Here is a 19296-nt window from a genome sequence, read left to right on the forward strand (position 1 = left end):
CTCGCTGAGAGTAGCGACATGGCAACGGTCCGCGATCAGCTCTTCGAGGTGCTGCGCCATCTCGGCCTGACGAAGGTCTTCGCCAATCCGGGGTCCACCGAGGTGGCGCTGCTCACCGACCTGCCCGAGGACATCGACTTCGTCCTGGCACTGCACGAGAACTCCGTCGTCGCGATGGCAGCCGGCCACGCGCTGGCGTCGGGCAGCCCCGCGCTGGTGCTGCTGCACACGACTGCCGGCCTGGGCAACGGCGTCGGCGCGATCGCGACCGCCCGGACCAACCGGGCCCCGATGGTGGTGCTGGTCGGGCAGCAGGACCGCCGGCACCTGGCGTCGGAGCCCTTCCTCGCAGGCCACCTCGCGGGCCTGGCAGGTGACTACCCCGTGGCCGTGCACTCACCGGAGCACCCGCAGGCGGTCCCCGGTGCCGTGATGCGCGCCCACCACGACGCCTGCCTGCACCGTGGGCCCGCCGTGGTGATCGTGCCGATGAGCGACTGGCTCGAGCCTGCGGATGCGGAGGCGCTGCCCGCGGCCCCACGCACACTGGTGCGCAGTGCCGCTGCGGACCCTGTCGTCGGGCAGCAGCTGGCGGACGCGCTCAGCGCCGCGGACTCACCCGCGATCGTGGTCGGCCCCGGGGCCGACGACCCGGAGACCTGGGCTGCGCTGACCACCCTCGCCGACCGCCTCGACGTACCCGTCTGGCAGTCGTCGGCCGCCTCGCAGGCCGGCTTCCCGGGAGACCACCCGCGCTTCCAGGGACACCTGACCCAGTTCAGGGACGAGCTGCGGGCCACGCTGGCAGCCCACGACACCGTGGTCGTCGTCGGTGCGCCCGCCTTCCGGCAGGGCGGCTACCGTCCCGGTCCGTTCGTGGAGCCGGGCACGTCGGTCCTCGTGATCACCGACGATCCCGACGAGGCCGGTTACAGCGCCGCCGACATCGCCGTGGTCGGGGACGTCCGGGCCGTGGTCACCGACCTCGTCGCCCGCGTCCCGGAGCTGCCGCGACGTGCCGTGCCCGTCCCCATCCGCGACGTGTCCGGTCTCGTGCCCGCGGCAACCGACCCGCTCCGCGCCGAGCACGTGTACGCCGAGGTCGCGGCCCGCCTCCCGGCGGCCTCGACCGTCCTCGAGGAGAGCCCCTCGACCCGCGCCCGGCTCCTGGACCTGATGCCGGCGCGAGCTCCGTTCGGGTTCGTGACCGTGGCCCAGGGCGGTCTCGGCTTCGCGATCCCCGCCGCGACGGGCATCAGGATGGCGCGGCCCGACCGTCCCGTCGTGGCGATGGTCGGCGACGGCGCCAGCCTCTACGGCATCCAGGCGCTCTGGAGCGCGGTCCACTACCGGGTCGGCGCTCTCTTCGTGATCCTCAACAACGGTCACTACGCCGTGATGGACCGGTTGGCGGCTGCCCGGGGCGGCCGGGGTCCGTGGCCGAGCCTCGAGGAGATCGACCCCGCCACCCTGGCGCTCGGCTTCGGCTGCCCGTCGCTTCGCATCACCGACCACCACGAGCTGGTGACGGTTCTCGACCAGGTCATACCGACTCTCGGTGAGCGCACCGAGCCCCTGCTCCTCGACGTACACGTCAAGGCGCCTCTCCCGTGAACGAGGAAGGAACACCCCATGGCTAAGGACTGGCTGGCCGATGATCTGCTCACCGAGGAGCAGGAGGCCATCCGTGACTCGGTATCCGACTTCGCCCTGAAGTACCCGGTGGAGTACTGGAACGAGATCGCCGACGCCGGCGTCTACCCCGACGAGTGGGTCAAGGCGCTCGCCGACGCGGGCTGGCTCTCGATGCTCATCCCCGAGGAGTACGGCGGCGGTGGCGCCACCATCACCGACTCGTGCGTCGTCCTCGAGACGCTCAACCGCTGGGGCAACCCCGCCGGGTCGATCCACGGGCAGATGTACCAGATGGGCGCCCTCCTGCGACACGGCAGCGAGGAGCAGAAGCAGAAGTGGCTGCCGAAGATCGCGAACGAGGGCCTGCGCCTGCAGTCCTTCGGCGTGACCGAGGCCGACGCCGGCACCGACACCACCCGGATCCGGACCTTCGCCGAGCGCCGGGGCGACAAGTACATCGTCAACGGCGGCAAGATCTTCACCTCGCGGTTCATGCAGACCGACCTGATGCTGCTGCTGGTGCGCACCAAGCGGTACGAGGACGTCGCGGTGAAGACGGACGGCATCTCGGTGCTCCTCGTCGACACCCGCGAGGCCCGGCACACCGGCCAGATCGACGCACAGCCGATCAAGGTGATGAGTGGTCACCACACGAACCAGCTGACCTTCACCGACCTCGAGGTGCCGGTGGAGAACCTGATCGGCGAGGAGAACAAGGGCTTCAAGGTGATCATGTCGGGGATGAACTCCGAGCGGATCAGCGTGGCCTCGGAGTACATCGGGGCCGGCCTGTACTTCATCGACCGGGCCGTTCAGTACTCCAAGGAGCGCGTCGTCTTCGGCAAGCCCATCGGTGCGAACCAGGGCATCCAGTTCCCGCTCGCCAGCGCGTACGCCCACCTCAAGGCTGCCAGCGTGACGCGATGGGAGGCCGCGCGGCAGTTCGCCAACGGCAGCCGCGACGGGATGTACGCCAACACCTCGAAGTTCCTCGCCGCCGATGCCCAGTGGGAGGCGGCCAACGCGGCCATGGACACCTTCGGGGGCATGGGCCTGACCGAGGAGTTCGGCATCGCGCGCAAGTTCCAGGGAGCTCGCGGCTCGTTGATCGCCCCGATCAGCCGCAACCTCATCCTCGCCGGCATCGCCCAGCGTGACCTGGGCATGCCGCGTTCCTACTGATCAGTCCCAGAGAGCAGCCATCGCAGTGAGCAGCAGTACACCGGGGGCCACCCGGGCCGTCGCGGAGTTCGCGAGCAGGGTCCGGCCCGAGGCCCCGCACGCGCAGGCCGTCGGCCGCGTCCTCGTGGACACGGTCGCGGTCGCGGTGGCCGGCGCCCGCACCGAGGTGGCTGCGCGGGCCCTTGACTGGGTGACCTCGGAACCGGCCGAGGGCCCGGCCACCGTCTGGGGGACCGACCTGTCCCTGGCCCCTTCGCAGGCCGCCCTGCTCAACGGCACCTTCGCGCACGCGCTGGACTGGGACGACGCGGTCCCGAGCATGCCGTTCCATCCCGGGACGGTGCTGGTCCCGGCGTTGCTGGCGAGGCTCGCGCACACCGAGGCCAGCGGCGCCCGGCTGGTGGCGGCGTACGACGTCGGCTCCGCGGTGGCGCGTGCGATCTCTGAGGTCCTCCCGGTCGGGCACCACTCGGCGCGGGGGTTTCACAACACCGCCACGACGGGACGGCTCGCCGCCACGGCCGCGCTCGCCCACCTGGTCGGTCTCGACCCGGACCGGACGAGCCACGCCCTGGGGATCGCGGCCTCGACCGCGGCGGGCAGCCTCGCGAACTTCGGCACGATGACCAAGCCGTTGCACGCGGGCCTCGCCGCCCGGGACTCGCTGATGGCCGTGGCCCTGGCGGAGAGGGACTTCACCGCCAACGCCGCCGTCCTGGAGGACCGCCGCGGGTTCTTCGCGATGTACGGCGCGGGCACCCCCGCCGGCATCGAGAGCCTGGCCGAGCGGCTGGACGCGTGGGAGCGCGACTGGGTGCAGGACTGGGTCCTCAAGCAGTACCCGTCCTGCTACGCGACCCACCGCGCCATCGACGCCGCCATCGACCTGCACCAGCAGCTCGGCGGCGCCGACCGGGTTGCCGCGATCGAGGTCTCCGTGCCCGACAGCGAGGGGAGCCCGCTGATCGACCGGCTGCCGACCACCGGGCTGGAGGGGAAGTTCAGCCTCGAGTACTGCGTGGCGCAGGCGCTATTTGCCGGTCATGTCGAGCTGGCCGACTTCACCGACGAGCGAGTCCTCGACGCCGACGTACGCCGCCTGACGGGGCTGTGCCGGATCGTGCGGCGACCCGCCGATCAGCGCGGACCGGACGGTCACCACACCTCGGTGGCAGTGCGGCTCGCCGGCGGGGGAGAGCTGCGCCAGGGCGTGGACCTGACCCACGGTGACGCGCGCGATCCGCTGTCGGACGAGGAGCTGGTCGCCAAGGCCACGGGCGCGTTCGCCGCAGGCGGGTGGACTTCGGCCGAGAGCGCGGAGCTCATCGGCCGGTTGGCATCGGCACCGGCCGAGACCTCGCTGGGCTGGGTCCAGCACGCCCTGAGGAGGCGGGCATGAGCGCCGCGAGCGTGGAGATCCGTGAGGAGGGCATGCGCGAGGGCATGCAGATCGAGAGCGCCGAGATCTCGGTCGATGACAAGCTGCGGTTGCTCGACGCGCTGGGGCGCACCGGGCTCCGCACCATCAACGTGGGGTCGTTCGTGAGCCCCAGGTGGGTGCCGCAGATGGCACACATCGACGAGCTGGTGGAACGCTTCGAGCCTGTCCCCGGCGTGCAGTACTTCGCGCTGGCCCTCAACCAGCGGGGCATCGACCGGCGTGCGCCGTACCTCGGGACCAAGCTCGTCCCGGAGTACGAGCCGATGGGCGCGACCAGCGTCCACCTGTGCGACGTGTTCGTGCAGCGCAACACCGGCAAGACCCGCGCCGACGAGCTGGCTCGGATCCCCGACCGGGTGGCTGCGGCCCGGGAGCAAGGCCTCGCCCGGGCCTCGGTCAGGATCAACGCGGCCTGGGGCTCCAACTGGCTGGGCGGGTTCACCACCGGGCAACGGCTGGACGACCTGCGACTACAGGTCCGGGCCTGGGAGGCCGCGGGGATACCGGTCACGCACGCCTGGATCGGCGACCCGATGAGCTGGAACACGCCGGCGGCGGTCGACGAGACCATCGAGGCGATGGTTGCGGAGTTCCCCGACATCACGACCTACCACCTCCACCTGCACGACGGCCGGGGGACGGCCCTGCTCTCCGCCTACCAGGCCTACCGGGCGCTCGGGCCCGAGCACACTCTGGTGATCGACTCGAGTGTCGGCGGCATGGGCGGTTGCCCGTACGGCGGCAACGGCCGCGCCACCAGGATGATCCCGACCGAGGACCTCGTGCACCTCCTCGAGGCCGAGGGCGTCGAGACCGGCGTGGACCTGCCTGCCCTCGTCGAGGCGGCACTCCTCGCGGAGGAGGTCGTCGGCCACGAGCTGTACGGGCGGGTGAGCAAGGCGGGCCCGCGGCCCGGACCCGACTCGCTGTACCCGATGGACATGCCGTTCGTGGAGACGGTGGAGCAGGCCCAGCACTTCAGGCTCGGTCCCGTCGCCTACGAGGGCTGCCCGAGCCCCTGGAAGCAGCCGATCAGCTCTGCTGATCGCGACGCGGTCGAGCGAATCCGCACCATCGAGAAGGCGAGCCGGCGATGAGCCAGATACCGACGTCCGAGCACCCGGGGTCCCTGCACGGGCTGCGCGTGATCGAGATCAGCACGAGTGTCGCCGGGCCGATGGCCGCGATGATCCTCGGCGACCTCGGCGCCGAGGTGATCAAGGTCGAACGCGTGGGCCACGGTGACGACACCCGCGCGTGGAACCCGCCGGCTTGGAACGGGGTCAGCACCGCCTTCCTCGGGCTGAACCGGGGCAAGCGCAGTCTCGAGCTGAACTACAAGGACCCGCGCGGCCGGGCGATCCTGGAGGACCTGGTCCGCTCTGCTGACGTGCTGGTCCAGAACCTCCGCCCGGGCGCGCTCGCCGCCGCCGGGTTCTCCTGGTCCCGCCTGCGCGAGCTGAACCCCCGCCTGGTCTACGTGGAGATGACGGGCTACGGCGCGGTCGGGCCCAAGGCCGCGGAACCGGCGTACGACCCCGTCCTGCAGGCCTACTCCGGCATCGTCGCGATGATGCCCCACACGGCGGCCGGCCCGGCGCGGGTCCCGCTCTCGGTCCTCGACAAGGGGACCGGCATGTGGGCCGCGATCGGGGTGCTGGACGCGTTGCGGCGGCGCGAGGCGACCGGCGTCGGCAGCGTGGTCGACGTGTCCCTGCTGAGCACCGCGCTCGACTGGGTCGGCGGCACGATCATGAACGCGAACGCCGGCAACAAGCGCGAGAACCTCGGGTCCGGGTTCCCCGGGATGGTCCCCTACGGTGCGTTCCCGGCCAGCGACGGACTTGTGTTCATCGCCGCCGGCAACCAGAAGCTGTGGCTCCAGCTGATCGCGGCCCTGGGCGTGCCCGAGCTCGACGAGCAGCCGGGCTTCGGCAGCAACGGTGACCGTTCCACGAACCGGGCCGAGGTGGAGACCACCCTCTCCGGGGTGACCCGGGGTTTCAACCGCAGCGAGCTGTGCGAGCTGCTGTCCGCGGCGAAGGTGCCGCACGCACCGATCCGTGCGGCAGACGAGCTGCCGGACGACCCGCAGGTGCAGGCCATCGGCGGGATCCGCGAGCTCCCGCATCCGCAGGTCCCTGACCTGAAGGTGGTCGCGCTGCCGATCCAGGTGGACGGCGCCCACCTCCCGGCGCCCACCGCCCCGCCGATGCTCGGCGCCGACACGGCCGCCATCCTCGGCTCCCTGGGGTACGACGAGTCCGCCGTGCAGGCCCTGGTCAGCGACGGTGTCGTGGGCGAGACCGAGGCCGGCGTCCCCGGGCCGGTCGCGTGATGAGTCTGCTGGAGCCCCGCGTCTGGGAGCGGGCGATCTACTCCTCGGGCTGGCGTGCAGTCCCGCAGGCACTCGCGGTGATCGAGCCCGCGACCGGCGACAAGCTGGGGGAGATCGGTCAGGCCACGCCCGTGGACGTCGATCGCGCCGTTGCCGCCGCCGTACGCGCGCAGGGGGACTGGGCGAGGGCCGGCCACCAGGTCCGGGCGCAGGTGCTGCGCCGGGCCGCTGAGCTCTTCGTCGAGCACGCCGAGGAGATCGGCGGGTGGGCCGTCCGCGAGGCGGGCTGGAACCGTCCCGGCGCGATGATGCAGGGGCCGAGCGCCGCGGAGGAGTGCCACGAGGCTGCCTCCCTGTCCGCAGCCCCCTACGGCGAGCTGCTCCGCTCCACCCAGCCGCGGCTCTCCTTCACCCAGCAGCGGCCGGTCGGGGTGGTGGGCGTGATCGCGCCGTACAACGCCCCGATCGCGCTGGCGATCCGCTCGGTGGCGCCGGCACTCGCCCTGGGCAACGCCGTGGTCCTGAAGCCCGACCCGCGCACCTCGGTGGTCGGCGGTGCCGTCCTCGCCCGTGTCTTCGAGGAGGCCGGGCTGCCGGAGGGCCTGCTGCACGTGCTGCCGGGCGGGGCCGACGTCGGTGAGGCGCTGGTGCGTCACCGCGACGTGCCCGTCATCGCCTTCACCGGTTCGACCGGGGCCGGGCGGGCGATCGCAACCCTGGCCGCGCAGCAGCTCAAGCGGGTGCACCTCGAGCTCGGTGGCAACTCCGCCCTGGTCGTCCTCGACGACGTCGACCTCGACCTTGCGGTGGCCACTGCGGCCCGAGGCGCCTTCCGTCACCAGGGCCAGATCTGCATGGCCACCGGGCGCCATCTGGTGCACGAGCGGATCGCGGACGAGTACGCCGCACGGCTGGCCGAGCACGCCGCCCGACTGCCCGTCGGCGATCCCACCGATCCCACCGTGATGATCGGTCCGATCATCGACGAGGGTCAACGCGACCGCATCCACGCCCTGGTGACCGCGAGCGTCGCCGACGGTGCCACGGTCGCGACCGGCGGGAGCTTCGAGGGGCTCTTCTACCGGCCCACGGTGCTCACCGACGTCACGCCGACCACGCCCGCCTACGTCCAGGAGGTCTTCGGGCCGGTGGCGCCCGTGCTCGCGTTCGGCGACCTCGACGAAGCCGCTAGGCTCGCGGCCGATTCACCGTACGGGCTGTCGCTCGGAATCCTCACGCGTGACGTGATGAAAGGCCTCGCTCTGGCGGAGCGGGTGCCGAGCGGATTGGTGCACATCAACGACCAGACGATCAACGACGAACCGACGGTGCCCTTCGGTGGTGTCCGGGACTCGGGGAACGGCGCCCGGCACGGCGGCCACCGCACGAACCTGGCGGCCTTCACCGACACCCAGTGGGTGACGGTCCGCGCCGACCCACCCAGCTGAACTTCGGAACCACATTCCCCGAACACATTCCCGGGCACCCCAGCCCACCTGGCAGACGATGGAGGAGAACATGACCGAACCGGTGCTCGACGTCGTGGACCACGGACACGTGCGGCTGATGACGCTCAACCGGCCCACCGTCCGCAATGCGTTGAACCACGAGCTCAACGAGGCGCTGATGGCTGCCCTGGTCGAGGCCGACCACGACCCGGGCGTCTATGCCGTGGCGATCACCGGGAGCGGTACGGCGTTCTGCGCCGGCGCCGACCTCAAGGATGCCCGCGACCTCGCGGCCAAGGGCCTCCCGTTCCGGGGGCCGCTGCACAACGGCCGGCGCAGCCTGATGGAGGTCATGATCGAGACGCGCAAGCCGACCATCGCGGTGGTCAACGGACCTGCGATGGCCGGCGGCTGCGAGCTCGCGCTCTCCTGCGACCTGCGGCTGGTCGCGCCCACTGCCTTCTTCGGTCTCCCGGAGGCCAAGCGCGGCCGCGGCGCGCACTTCGCCTCGGTGATGCTGCCCGTGACCGTGCCACCGGGCATCGCCATGGAGTGGCTCTACACCGGTCGGCGGATCCCGGTGACCGAGGCGGAGCGGTGGGGGCTCGTCAACGCCATCCTTCCCGGCGAGGACCTGGTGGCGGAGGCGATGGAGTGGCTCGACGATGTCGTGTCCTCGGCTCCGTTGTCGCTGCAGCGCCTGAAGCTGACCTATCGCAAGACCGCCGGCATGGCGCCGCACACCGCGATCCGGCTCGACGCCGGTCCGGACGTGTACGCCTCGGAGGACCAGATCGAGGGCGCACGCGCCTTCCTCGAGCGCCGGGAGCCCCAGTGGCAAGCCCGTTGAGCGTCCTACGCGCGTCCATCGGCCCGTACGCCGGGCCCTGCCGCACACCTGGAGGCAAGTGATGCGGATCCTGACCATTCGGCTGGTCCACCTGATCGGTGTGCTGCTGGGCGTGACCTTCTTCGTCTACGTCCTGATGGACCTGATGCCCGGTGACACCGCCGAGGTCATCGTGGCTGCCACGGACTCGCCCTCGGCAGGTGCGGTGGAGGCGATTCGCCAGCAGCTCGGCCTCGACCAGCCGCTCATCCAGCGCTACTTCTCCTGGCTCGGAGGACTTTTCCAAGGCGACCTGGGAGAGTCCTACCGCACCGGGCAGACGGTGCTCGCGGCGATCGTCGAGCGGACGCCGGTCACCCTCCAGCTCCTGGTGATGGCCGAGATCGTCTCTCTCGCCGTCGCGATCCCGCTGGCCACGATCGCGGCCAGCCGCCGCGATTCGGTGCTCGACAAGACGGTCGCCGTGTTCACCTTCGGCAGCCAGTCGGTGCCGAACTTCATGGTCGCGATTCTCTTGGTCTTCCTCTTCGCGGTCCAGCTCAAGCTGCTGCCGGCCATCGGGTACGTTCCTCTGTCCGAGGGAGTGTGGGCGAGCGTGAAGTCGCTGACCATCCCGACGCTGGCGCTCGCCTCGGGGTTGATCCCGGTCTACCTGCGCATCCTGCGCAGCGAGATGGTCCGCACCCTCCAGGAGGACTACATCCTGTTGGCTCGGTCGGTCGGCATCAGCCGCCCCAACATCCTGGTGCGGTACGCCCTCAAGCCCTCCATGCCGACGCTGATCACCGTCGTGGGCGTCAATGTCGGCCACCTCGTCGGCGGCTCCATCGTCATCGAGCTGATCTCCGGTCTGCCGGGGATCGGCACGCTGCTCTACAGCAGCATCAACGCCCGGGACTACGTGATGGTCCAGGGGATCATCCTCCTCGTTGCCACGACGTACGTCGTCGTCAACTTCCTCGTCGACATGTTCCACACGATGCTTGACCCGAGGGTGCGCGCATGAGTATCGAGACCAGCACGACCACCGCTCTGGTGTCGCCGCCCACGGGAGCGCCCACCGCCCGCGGCCGGAAGCGTCACTGGATGGGCAAGCGCACGATGCGCGTGGGCACGGCGCTCGCCGCCCTGTGGCTCACCCTCCTCGTGGTCGGCGCTGTCGCCTTCCCGCTGCTGCCGCTGCCCGACCCCACGAGGAGCGACTACCTCGCCATCGCCGTGGAGCCAGGGAGCCCTGGCCACATCCTGGGCACCGACATGGTGGGCCGCGACATGTTCAGCCGACTTGTCATCGGAGCGCGGGTCAGCCTGGCAGTCGGCATCGGCGGCACCTTGATCGCGTTGCTGATCGGCTCCGTGCTCGGTCTGCTCGCCGGGTTCTACGGCGGGTTCGTGGCGCGTCCCATCAACGCGTTGATGGACATCCTGCTGGCGTTCCCCTCCCTGGTGGCGCTGATCGCACTGAGCGTCTTCATGGGCAGCGGGCTGTGGACGCTCATCATCGGCATCGGCCTGGTCAGCTCGCCCGGCATCGCTCGCGTGACGCGGGCTGCGACTCTCGGGTTCGCCCAGCGTGAGTTCGTCACCGCAGCCCGGGGCATGGGGGCCGGGAGCCTGCGGATCCTGAGGCGGGAGATCGTGCCGAACGTCGTAGGTCCGGTGATCGCCTTCGCGACCGTGATGGTCGCCGTGGCGATCGTCGCCGAGGGCTCGCTCTCCTTCCTCGGGCTCGGCGTGCCGCCGCCGACCTCGAGCTGGGGCACGATGATCGCCGCTGGGCGCACGGAGATCGAGGAGACCCCGCACATCGCGCTGCTCCCCGCCGCCGCCATGTTCATCACGCTGCTCTCGATCTACTTCCTGGCCGAGGCGCTCAACCGCAAGTTCGACGTGAAGGAGGCTGCGCTGTGAGCGCCATCCAGCAGGGAGCTGCCGGCCTGGGAGGACCCGGGGAGCCGGCGCTGCTCGAGATCGAGGATCTCCACCTGCGCTTCCACACGGCTCGCGGCATCGCCAACGTCATCAACGGCGTCGACCTGCGGATCGAGGCCGGGAAGGTCCACGGGCTGGTCGGCGAGAGCGGCTCGGGGAAGTCGGTGACCGCCCGCTCGATCCTCGGCATCCTGCCGCGCCGCAGCGTCGCGCACCTGGGTGGCTCGATCCGCTACCGCGGCCAAGAGCTCACCACGCTCTCGGAGAAGGAGATGCGCACCTCGATCCGGGGTCAGCAGATCGCCATGATCTTCCAGGACCCCATGACCGCGCTCAATCCCGTCATGCGCATCGGGCAGCAGCTCGCGATGCCCATCCGGCTCCATCAGGGGCTGAGCAAGAAGCAGGCGCGCGCCAAGGCCGCCGACCTGCTCGGCCAGGTGGGGATCCCCGATCCCACTCATCGGCTCTCCGCCTTCCCCCACGAGCTCTCCGGTGGGCAGAGGCAGCGGGTGATGATCGCCATGGCCCTCGCCTGCGACCCGCAGCTGCTGATCGCGGATGAGCCGACCACGGCGCTGGACGTCACGGTGCAGGCTCAGGTGCTCGATCTCTTCGACGAGCTGCGCGAGCAGCGGGGGCTGGCGATCCTGCTCGTCTCCCACGATCTCGGTCTGCTCACCGAACGGTGCGACAAGGTCTCGGTGATGTACGCCGGCGAGGTGATCGAGCACGGCGCCTCGGCCGACGTGTTCGCCAACCCTCGGCACCCCTACACCCGCCTCCTCGAGATGGCCCGCCCCCGGCTCGAGGAGCCCCCGCACACCCGGCTGCACACGATCTCCGGCCGGCCGCCCAACCTGCTCGACCGACCGGACGGCTGCGCGTTCCGTGCCCGGTGCCCGCGGGCCCTCGACATCTGCGCCACCGTCCATCCGAGCCTGGTACCGATGGGCCCGGTCTCCGCTGCCTGTCACAACCCCGAGGAGCCGGCCTTCGGCAGCACCGAGGCCGGCGAGGCTCCTGTCGTCGAAGGGACCCGCGCATGACCACCCAGCCGATCCAGTCCATCACGCAGACGGGGCCACCTGAGTCCGGTGTGCAGAGCGCCCTGTCGGCGCGCGACATCGTGGTGGAGTACCGCGTCCCCGGCCGACCGTCGCTGCAGGCGGTTCGCGGACTCAGCATCGACCTGCTCCGGGGCGAGACGCTCGGTTTCGTGGGGGAGTCCGGGTGCGGCAAGTCATCGCTGGGACGCTCGCTGGTGCAGCTGCCGCCGCCCACCTCGGGTGAGATCCACCTGGGGGAGACCCGCCTCACCGGCCTGAGCCAACGGCAGCTGCGCCCACTGCGGCGCCGCATCCAGCTGGTCTTCCAGGACCCGATCTCCTCGCTGAATCCCCGTCGTACCGCGCTTGAGATCGTGGCCGATCCGCTCCGCCTGGCCAAGCACCCTGACCCCCGGGAGACCGCGCTCGCAGCGCTCGAGGAGGTCGGGGTCGACGAGCGGATGGCGGACCGGCGGCCCCATGAGCTTTCCGGTGGTCAGTGCCAGCGGGTCTCGATCGCTCGCGCCATCGTGCAGAGGCCGGAGGTGCTCATCTGTGACGAGCCGGTCTCCGCCCTGGACGTGTCCGTCCAGGCGGCCGTGCTGAACCTGCTCGAGAAGATGAAGGCCGAGCACCAGCTCTCCATGGTGTTCATCTCCCACGACTTGGCGGTGGTGAAGAACATCAGCGACCGGATCGCGGTGATGTACCTCGGCAAGATCTGCGAGATCGCGCCGGCGACCGAGCTGTACGAACGGCCCCTGCACCACTACACCAACCTGTTGCTCGACTCGGTCCCGAACCCGAAGGGCGGGCGCCGCCGGCAGACGGTGATGAGCGAGGTGTCCAGGCGTGCTCCCGAGACGGGATGCCCGTTCGCCCCGAGGTGCCCGGCCGCGACGGACCTGTGCCGCTCGACGATGCCGCCGCTGACCGAGCTCGCACCGCAGCACGTCGTGGCGTGCCACCACCCGCTCAGTGCGCCCGACCAGTCGAAAGCTGCCGCTGAGCTCGCCTGACCCCCTCGGTGGATGCTCGCCGCGGGCGAGAACGTGGTTTTCCACTAAGTGATAGGTGGTCGCGCCGCGGGCTCACCTGCTCTCCACACTCTGGGGGTGAGGTACCTCACACCGCGATTCACCGAAGAGGAGACACCGTGACGACCATCCCCCGACGCGCGCGACTGGCGACCAGCCTGGTCGCCGTGCTCGCGCTGGCCAGCGCCTGCGGCGGCACCGAGACGAACACCGATGCGGCCGGGGCCGGCAAGCCCGGTGAGGTCCAGATCAAGGGTGAGGGCGTCACCCGGAACGAGTACGGCGGTGCCCAGCTCGCGCTGGGGAAGCCGAAGCGGGGTGGGGAGCTGAAGGTCGGGATCGTCGCACCGATCAACACCCTCGACCCGACGGCGGGCCTCTCGACCTCGGCCAACTCGGCGGCGCTCAACATCTACGAGCCGCTGATGCGGGTGGAGCCCACCGGAGTGGTGGTGCCTGAGCTCGCCCGGTCGCTCGAGTCCGAGGACGGCAAGCGCTGGACCTTGAAGCTGCGCGAGGGGATCACGTTCACAGACGGCACGCCGTACAACGCCGACGCCGTCGTCGCCCACGTCAAGCGCTACCAGTCGCCCGGCGCCACCGCCCGCGACGCCGGGAGCACCAAGCAGATCACCAGTACCGACAAGGTGGACGATCTCACCGTCGAGTTCGTGCTGGCCGCGTCCAACCTGGACTTCCCCCTGATGCTCTCCGGAAGCCTCGGCATGGTGCCTTCCCCGACGGCGGTGCAGAAGGACCCCAAGCGCTTCGGTCTGAAGCCGGTTGGGGCCGGGCCGTTCAAGGTCGCGTCCTTCCAGCCGGGCGGCGACCTGGTGCTGGAGCGCAACCCGGACTACTTCGACGAGAAGTACCCCTACCTCGACAAGGTCACCATGGTGACAGCCTCCGACCCTCAGGCGGGGCTGGCTGCGCTGGAGTCGGGGAGCCTGGACCTCGCCACCACGACATCGCCGGCTGACATGGAAAAGGCCGAGGCGGCGGGGCTGAAGGTGCTCGAGCAGCCGCTCTTCACCTACTACTACCTGGCCCTGAACCTGTCCAAGCCGCCGTTCGATGACGCCGCGATGCGCAAGGCCGTCATCCAGGCGATCGACACCAAGGCCCTCTCCAAGGTCGTCTTCGCCAACCGGGCGACGCCGATGAAGGGCTGGTTCACCCCCAACCACCCCGACTACAGCGAGGTCGACTACCCCGCCTTCGATCCCGACGCGGCCAAGTCGGCCGTCAAGGAGTACCAGGCGAAGGGCAGCCCGGTGACCCTGGAGGTGCAGGTGACTCCCAGCCCGGAGAGCACCCGGGCGGTCGAGATCATCCAGCAGATGCTCTCCGACGTCGGCATCAAGGTCACGGTGGCGCCCCTGGACCAGCCGACCTCGATCCTGAACGGTGCACAGGGCAACTACCAGGCGATCTACCGCTACATCGGGTTCACCCTCCTGGCCGCCAACGACCTGCGCAACAGGTTGAAGACCGGCGCCTCCGGGACCATCGCTCACGCCGGCAACCCAGAGCTGGACACGTTGCTCGACGAGATGTCGCAGACGCCGGTGGCCGAGCGCGGCGACCTCTACGACCGGGCCCAGCAGGAGCTGGCCGACTGGATGCCGAGCGTGCCACTGGTCCAGCAGGTCGGCGGGTGGATCGCCGGCGACGCGGTGGCCGGCTTCCCCGGCAGTCGCGGAGAGCAGACGGTGGACGTGCTCCGGATGAAGTACGTCTGGGCCAAGTAGCCGATCGACCGTGGGGCGCGCACCGAGTCATCGGTGCGCGCCCTTCGTCTGTCCGAGGAGGCCACCGGGCCACCGGACGCGTGCCACCGGGCTGGGCGTCAGCGGAACACGTCGAGGTTCCGGCGAGCGTTGATCTGGGAACCCGAGATCGCGCGCCGGTCGAGCAGGTCGGCGGCCACGTTGCCCAGCGCGCCGTTGCGGATCGGCTGGGCGCCGGCGTACCCGACGCGGGCGGTCCCGGGATTGCGGTAGTCGCGGTTCAGCGCGTAGAGGTCGGACTTCGCGATGCCCTTGCCCCACACCATGAACGGGACCGTGTAGTTGACCCGCGAGGTGATCAGCGAGTGCGACCTGCCGTACCCGCCGTGGTCGGAGGTGAGCACGATCGCGGTGTGCGCCCTGAGCTGCGCCTTGCGCGAGATCGTGTTCATGATGACCCCGATCCGCGCATCCACCGCACGGACCGCAGCCAGGTACTTCGCTGACATGTAGCCGGACGCGTGCCCGACCTTGTCGGTCTGGGAGAGGTGCACGAACGTGAACGCGTTGGGGGAGGAGAGCAGGTCCTTGCGCACCGCGGAGACCAGGCGGTTCTCGTTCTTGCGGTAGACGAAGGCGCCGATCTTGTCGCGACCGTTGTTGGCGCCGGTCCGGTCCACCACGCCGTTCTTGCGGTTCCAGGTCCGGTTGAACAGTGCGAACTTGTCCTTGGAGGTGTAGAGCGCGGTGGCGCCGCCCGCGTCATGGACGACGTCGAAGACCGACGGCACGTAACGACCCGCGGCCTTGTGCACGGTCACCTTCCTGCGGTTGTCGTTGAACAGCACCCCGTGCCCCGCAGCGCTGCGTGCGACCTTGCGGCTGGTGAGCATCGAGGTGTGGTTCGGCAGCGTGCTCGTCGACTCCACTGCGGTTCGCGCGTTCAGGGTGGTCGCGCCACCGTTGATCATCCGGTGCAGATACGGCGCTCGCGACGGGCCCAGCCTGCGAATCGCATCGGGGTTCAGCCCGTCGACGGAGATGGCGACGACGTGGTTGATGTGGTCGTCCGCGCTCGCCGCGGCCAACGCTGCCTGCGGCGGGTCGGCCGGCCCGTCCGGCGCCATCGCCGTAGCCACCGCTGCGGCGGATCCGGCTACGAGTGCGGCTGTGGTCACAGCGGCGAGGCGCCGGCGGGTGCGGTGGGAAATGTCCAGGGAGGTCACGATGCTCCTTCTGGGCCGGGAGTCGGCCGGGTTCCTGACCGCGTGGGCGGAGTGCGCCCAGTCTGGGCCATCGTCCTCGTTTCTGCGCCTCGTTTCACCTCAACCGCTCGGTGGTGGACCTTCAGGCGGGGGAGCTGCTGACGAGTGCAGGCCCGATCCAACGGCGAACCAGATCGCGCAGCTCGTCCTCGGTACGCGGCGGTGCCGTCGGGAACTGGAGCAACGAGATGAACAGGCGCATCAGGATCTCTGCGAGACCTGCGAAGTCCGCGTCGCTGCGGATGCCCACCTCGTCCCAGTCAGCGGGCACGCTTCGCAGGATGTTCGCACCGACCTGGAATGCGGCAGACGAGGTCGCACCAGCGGTGAAGAACTCCGTCTCGCTCGCCTGGACCAGCAGGCTGAGGTACTTCTCGTCCGGGATGGAGCGGACCGCGAAGACGACCGACTCGACGGCCACCTCCTGCGCGGTCGTGCACGTGGCCAGATGCTCCTGCATGCGCGCGGCGAAGTCCTCGACACCGGCCTGCGCGACCGCGCCCAGGATCTCGTTCAGGCTCGGGTAGTAGCGGTACACCGTCTGCCGGGTGACGCCGAGCTCATGGGCGACGTCGGAGAGAGTGGTCTTGGCCAGGCCGGTCCGATCGATGCAGGCGGTCGCCGCCTCGACGATCCGCCGACGCGCAGCCTCTTCCGTGCCGGGAGGGTTCCCCTGCCAACCGTGATGTCCCATGGCGCAATGGTGACCGATCGGGTCCGCGCTGCGTCAGCGCAGGGCCGGGGTGCGACTGTGTGCCCGGTACATCGCCGCCAGCAGCAGGCCGGCACCCGCGAAGCAGACGAGGGCGTAGGCGCCGCTCCCGGTCGGGGTCCCACCAGCAGTGACCCCGTCGGTCGCCCCGACGTACGCCGGAAGCGCGGTGAGCCAGAACAGGGCCATCGCGCCCAGGTACAGAGCCGGGTAGTAGCGCGTGAAGGGCGACAGTGGCTCCAGCGCGGGAGTCCCGGCACGCCACTCGCGCACGATGATGAACGCCCCTGCCATCCACACGATGGCCAGCTCCGCGCCGAGGACCCACGCCTGAGCCGTCACGTTGGGAGTCTCGCCGCCGAAGAAGCCCGACGGAATGCCGGCGATCGCCATGCTGGGCGGCGTCAGCACCCCCGCCACCAGGATGCGAAGGGCAAGCGAGGCGCCCCGTCGTGGCCCGCCGTCGCCGTGGGATCCCCCCGTGAGCTTCACGACCAGGAACGTCATCGCTCCCATCGAGACCGACGCGAACAGCAGCACGCTGTTCATCGGGACCGACGCCATCATCGGATGGTTCACGAGCATGTTGTCCGGGTTCCACGCCCACCACTTCAGCTGGGGGCCGATCTGGTCGAAGACCTCGTAGAACACCTGGCACACGAAGGCCACCGCGACCGCTCCGGTAGCGGCACCGCGCGACCTGAAGATCCCCAGCGTGCGGACCAGCTCGTAGGCCAGCTGACTGATGACCGGGTAGAACGCGACAATGTACAGCGGCAGCCGGTCCCACATGAACTGAACCGTGAACTGGTTGTGGGCGAAGATGAACCCGTACTGCCCGTCGAGGCCGAACCACTCCGGGAAGTACAACGGTGGCTCGATGACGAACAGGTACACCAGGGACGTGCACCACAGCGCGAGGTTCACCGGGTCGCCCTGCTGGTAGCGCCTCCAGGCGTGCACGAGGGCGAAGACGGCTCCTCCCACGACGAGCAGCTCGAGGAACGGCATCGACCAGTGCGCCAGGTCCCACGGAGCCCGCACCGAGGCCACGGTCGACACGTCGTGGCAGTCGAACCCGAGCCCGCGGGTGACCTGTTCTGCTGCTGCCTCGCAGGTCGCGCTCATCGTGTGCTCGCTGCCTCGTGGACGGCGCCGTCATCGAGCTCGGAGTAGTCCGTTGCCGGGGGATCGGCCTGCGAGTCGAAGCCGAAGGGGACTCGGTGAAGGCCGAGAGCCGAGCGCACGCGGTAGCGGACCAGGCCCGCGATGACCCGAGGGCTCTTCAACATCTCGCCCAGTGGCTCGTCGAGGTTGAAGACCTTGCTGAAGTGCTCATCGACCACGGCGTCCTCGCGAGCAGCGCCGACGATGAAGCGGAAGGCGGGCTCGCTCACTGCCGCGATGATGCGCCGTCGCCATTCAGGCAGCCGCTCGGTGCCGACCGCGCACGCGTAGCCCTGGTCGCGCGCCATCGCCAGTCCCCACGGCACCTCGAGACGCTTGCGCTGGGCCGCCAGGAACTCGGCATGGAAGGCAGAGTCCGGGGCTCTGCTCTCCCGTGCTGCCGAGGCGAGCGTCTCCTTGAGGAGCACCGCGGAGCTGGACGCCGAGCTGATGCCTTGCGCGTAGAAGGGGTTGAAGGCGCAGATCGAGTCGCCCACGAAGACGAGGCCACCCGGTGCGTGCTCCCAGCGGTCGTAGCGGCGCCACTTGTTGCCGGTGGACCGGGTGAGGTGGACCTCGGAGGTCGGGGTGCTCTTCTCCATTGCCGCCGCGAACAACGGAGCACGCACGCGACGTGCCGACTCCACGAAGGTCTCGGGGGTGCGGGGCATGTCGTGTCCCCAGGAACCCATGCACGCGATCGCACGGTTGCCTTCGATGGGGAAGAAGTTCACCAGGTACTCGTGCTCGGCGGGGTGCTCACCCTTGTCGTCGGTCGGCATGATCACCAGGTGCTGCCACCACCAGGAGGCTGGCCGGTCCGCGGCATCCGGCAGGTCGTACCAGCGCGAGGTGTAGGTCACCTTGGCGTCCAGCGTCTGCACGGGCACCTCGGGCCAGCCTGCGGCCACGAGCCAGTCGCCCACGGAGGAACCCCGACCGAGCGCGTCGACGACGAGGTCTGCTTGCACCTCGTCATCGCCCTCCGCCGTTGCGAAGCGCACCCCGGTGACCTCGCCGCTCGCGGTGCCGCCCGCCCGGGTGGCCAGTCCCTGGACGGTGACCCCCTCCCGGATGGTGACGTTCTCCAGGCGACGGACCTGGTCTCGCAGGACCCGCTCGATCAGGATCCGGGAGCTGTAAACCATGGTCATCGAGCTGCGCTTCCTGGCCGACCAGCCGTCGCCCTGGAGGTAACCGGCGTCCATGGAGGGCATCAGGTGCAACCCGCCGGCCGCCATCAGCTCCTCCTCGAAGCCCGGGAACAGCTCGCCGATGGCACGGCGGCCCGAGTTGAGCAGGAAGTGGGGGTGCTTGCTCTGAGGGACGCCCCGCCGGTGCTCTGCCTCGGCGGGAAGCTCGTCGCGCTCCAGGATCAGCACCCGCTCGAAGTACGGCGCCACGGCGCCGGCCGCGCACAGTCCAGCAGCACTTCCACCCAGCACGACGGCAGTGGTTCCAACCTTCACACGCAGACCCCATTCATACGTTTATGCAGAAGATGTATGAA

16 protein-coding genes are annotated in these 19296 nt (G+C 70.0%); 12 read left to right on the forward strand and 4 right to left on the reverse strand.

The window, feature by feature from the left end; all coding sequences use genetic code 11:
* Positions 1 to 18 precede the first annotated feature (18 nt).
* From AC4BGC_RS04960 to AC4BGC_RS05015, 12 genes are all read left to right on the forward strand, one after another.
* Positions 19 to 1614 carry a thiamine pyrophosphate-dependent enzyme gene (locus tag AC4BGC_RS04960; protein WP_490554623.1) on the forward strand — a complete coding sequence of 532 codons (1596 nt, stop codon included), beginning with the start codon at positions 19 to 21 and terminating at the stop codon, positions 1612 to 1614.
* 18 nt (positions 1615 to 1632) lie between these two features.
* Positions 1633 to 2817, forward strand: a complete 1185-nt coding sequence (locus AC4BGC_RS04965; RefSeq protein WP_490545597.1) for an acyl-CoA dehydrogenase family protein — start codon at positions 1633 to 1635, stop codon at positions 2815 to 2817.
* A gap of 25 nt (positions 2818 to 2842) precedes the next feature.
* On the forward strand, positions 2843 to 4216 hold the full coding sequence (locus tag AC4BGC_RS04970) for an MmgE/PrpD family protein (protein WP_490554624.1): 1374 nt from the start codon (positions 2843 to 2845) through the stop codon (positions 4214 to 4216).
* The gene (locus tag AC4BGC_RS04975) at positions 4213 to 5355 is read left to right on the forward strand and encodes a hydroxymethylglutaryl-CoA lyase-like TIM-barrel protein (RefSeq protein ID WP_490554625.1); all 1143 of its coding nucleotides are present in this window, start codon (positions 4213 to 4215) and stop codon (positions 5353 to 5355) included. Before AC4BGC_RS04970 ends, AC4BGC_RS04975 begins: the two co-directional genes overlap by 4 nt.
* Positions 5352 to 6596 carry a CaiB/BaiF CoA transferase family protein gene (locus AC4BGC_RS04980; RefSeq protein ID WP_490554626.1) on the forward strand — a complete coding sequence of 415 codons (1245 nt, stop codon included), beginning with the start codon at positions 5352 to 5354 and terminating at the stop codon, positions 6594 to 6596. The genes AC4BGC_RS04975 and AC4BGC_RS04980 overlap by 4 nt, the downstream gene beginning before the upstream one ends.
* Positions 6596 to 8044, forward strand: coding sequence for an aldehyde dehydrogenase family protein (locus tag AC4BGC_RS04985; RefSeq protein ID WP_490545589.1), 1449 nt, complete (start codon positions 6596 to 6598; stop codon positions 8042 to 8044). The genes AC4BGC_RS04980 and AC4BGC_RS04985 overlap by 1 nt, the downstream gene beginning before the upstream one ends.
* Positions 8045 to 8114: 70 nt before the next feature.
* A complete protein-coding gene (locus AC4BGC_RS04990; RefSeq protein WP_490545587.1) occupies positions 8115 to 8894 on the forward strand; it encodes an enoyl-CoA hydratase/isomerase family protein in 780 nt (259 codons plus the stop codon).
* A gap of 61 nt (positions 8895 to 8955) precedes the next feature.
* Positions 8956 to 9900: an ABC transporter permease gene (locus tag AC4BGC_RS04995; protein WP_490545586.1), complete on the forward strand. Its 945-nt coding sequence runs from the start codon at positions 8956 to 8958 to the stop codon at positions 9898 to 9900.
* Complete coding sequence (locus AC4BGC_RS05000) at positions 9897 to 10805, forward strand: ABC transporter permease (RefSeq protein WP_490554627.1); 909 nt, start codon at positions 9897 to 9899, stop codon at positions 10803 to 10805. The genes AC4BGC_RS04995 and AC4BGC_RS05000 overlap by 4 nt, the downstream gene beginning before the upstream one ends.
* Positions 10802 to 11875: an ABC transporter ATP-binding protein gene (locus AC4BGC_RS05005; protein ID WP_490554628.1), complete on the forward strand. Its 1074-nt coding sequence runs from the start codon at positions 10802 to 10804 to the stop codon at positions 11873 to 11875. Before AC4BGC_RS05000 ends, AC4BGC_RS05005 begins: the two co-directional genes overlap by 4 nt.
* The gene (locus AC4BGC_RS05010) at positions 11872 to 12894 is read left to right on the forward strand and encodes an oligopeptide/dipeptide ABC transporter ATP-binding protein (RefSeq protein ID WP_490545581.1); all 1023 of its coding nucleotides are present in this window, start codon (positions 11872 to 11874) and stop codon (positions 12892 to 12894) included. Before AC4BGC_RS05005 ends, AC4BGC_RS05010 begins: the two co-directional genes overlap by 4 nt.
* A gap of 137 nt (positions 12895 to 13031) precedes the next feature.
* On the forward strand, positions 13032 to 14663 hold the full coding sequence (locus tag AC4BGC_RS05015; protein ID WP_490545580.1) for an ABC transporter substrate-binding protein: 1632 nt from the start codon (positions 13032 to 13034) through the stop codon (positions 14661 to 14663).
* 98 nt (positions 14664 to 14761) lie between these two features.
* Here the strand turns inward: AC4BGC_RS05015 and AC4BGC_RS05020 are convergent, their stop codons facing one another.
* From AC4BGC_RS05020 to AC4BGC_RS05035, 4 genes are all read right to left on the reverse strand, one after another.
* Positions 14762 to 15868, reverse strand: a complete 1107-nt coding sequence (locus AC4BGC_RS05020) for an alkaline phosphatase family protein (protein ID WP_490554629.1) — start codon at positions 15866 to 15868, stop codon at positions 14762 to 14764.
* 121 nt (positions 15869 to 15989) lie between these two features.
* Positions 15990 to 16601, reverse strand: coding sequence for a TetR/AcrR family transcriptional regulator (locus AC4BGC_RS05025; protein WP_490554630.1), 612 nt, complete (start codon positions 16599 to 16601; stop codon positions 15990 to 15992).
* Positions 16602 to 16634: 33 nt separating this feature from the next.
* The gene (locus AC4BGC_RS05030) at positions 16635 to 17747 is read right to left on the reverse strand and encodes a hypothetical protein (RefSeq protein ID WP_490554632.1); all 1113 of its coding nucleotides are present in this window, start codon (positions 17745 to 17747) and stop codon (positions 16635 to 16637) included.
* Positions 17744 to 19255, reverse strand: coding sequence for an FAD-dependent monooxygenase (locus tag AC4BGC_RS05035; RefSeq protein ID WP_490554633.1), 1512 nt, complete (start codon positions 19253 to 19255; stop codon positions 17744 to 17746). The genes AC4BGC_RS05030 and AC4BGC_RS05035 overlap by 4 nt, the downstream gene beginning before the upstream one ends.
* Between the last annotated feature and the right edge of the window lie 41 nt (positions 19256 to 19296).

Source organism: Nocardioides sp. Z38_18 (genome assembly GCF_058215695.1).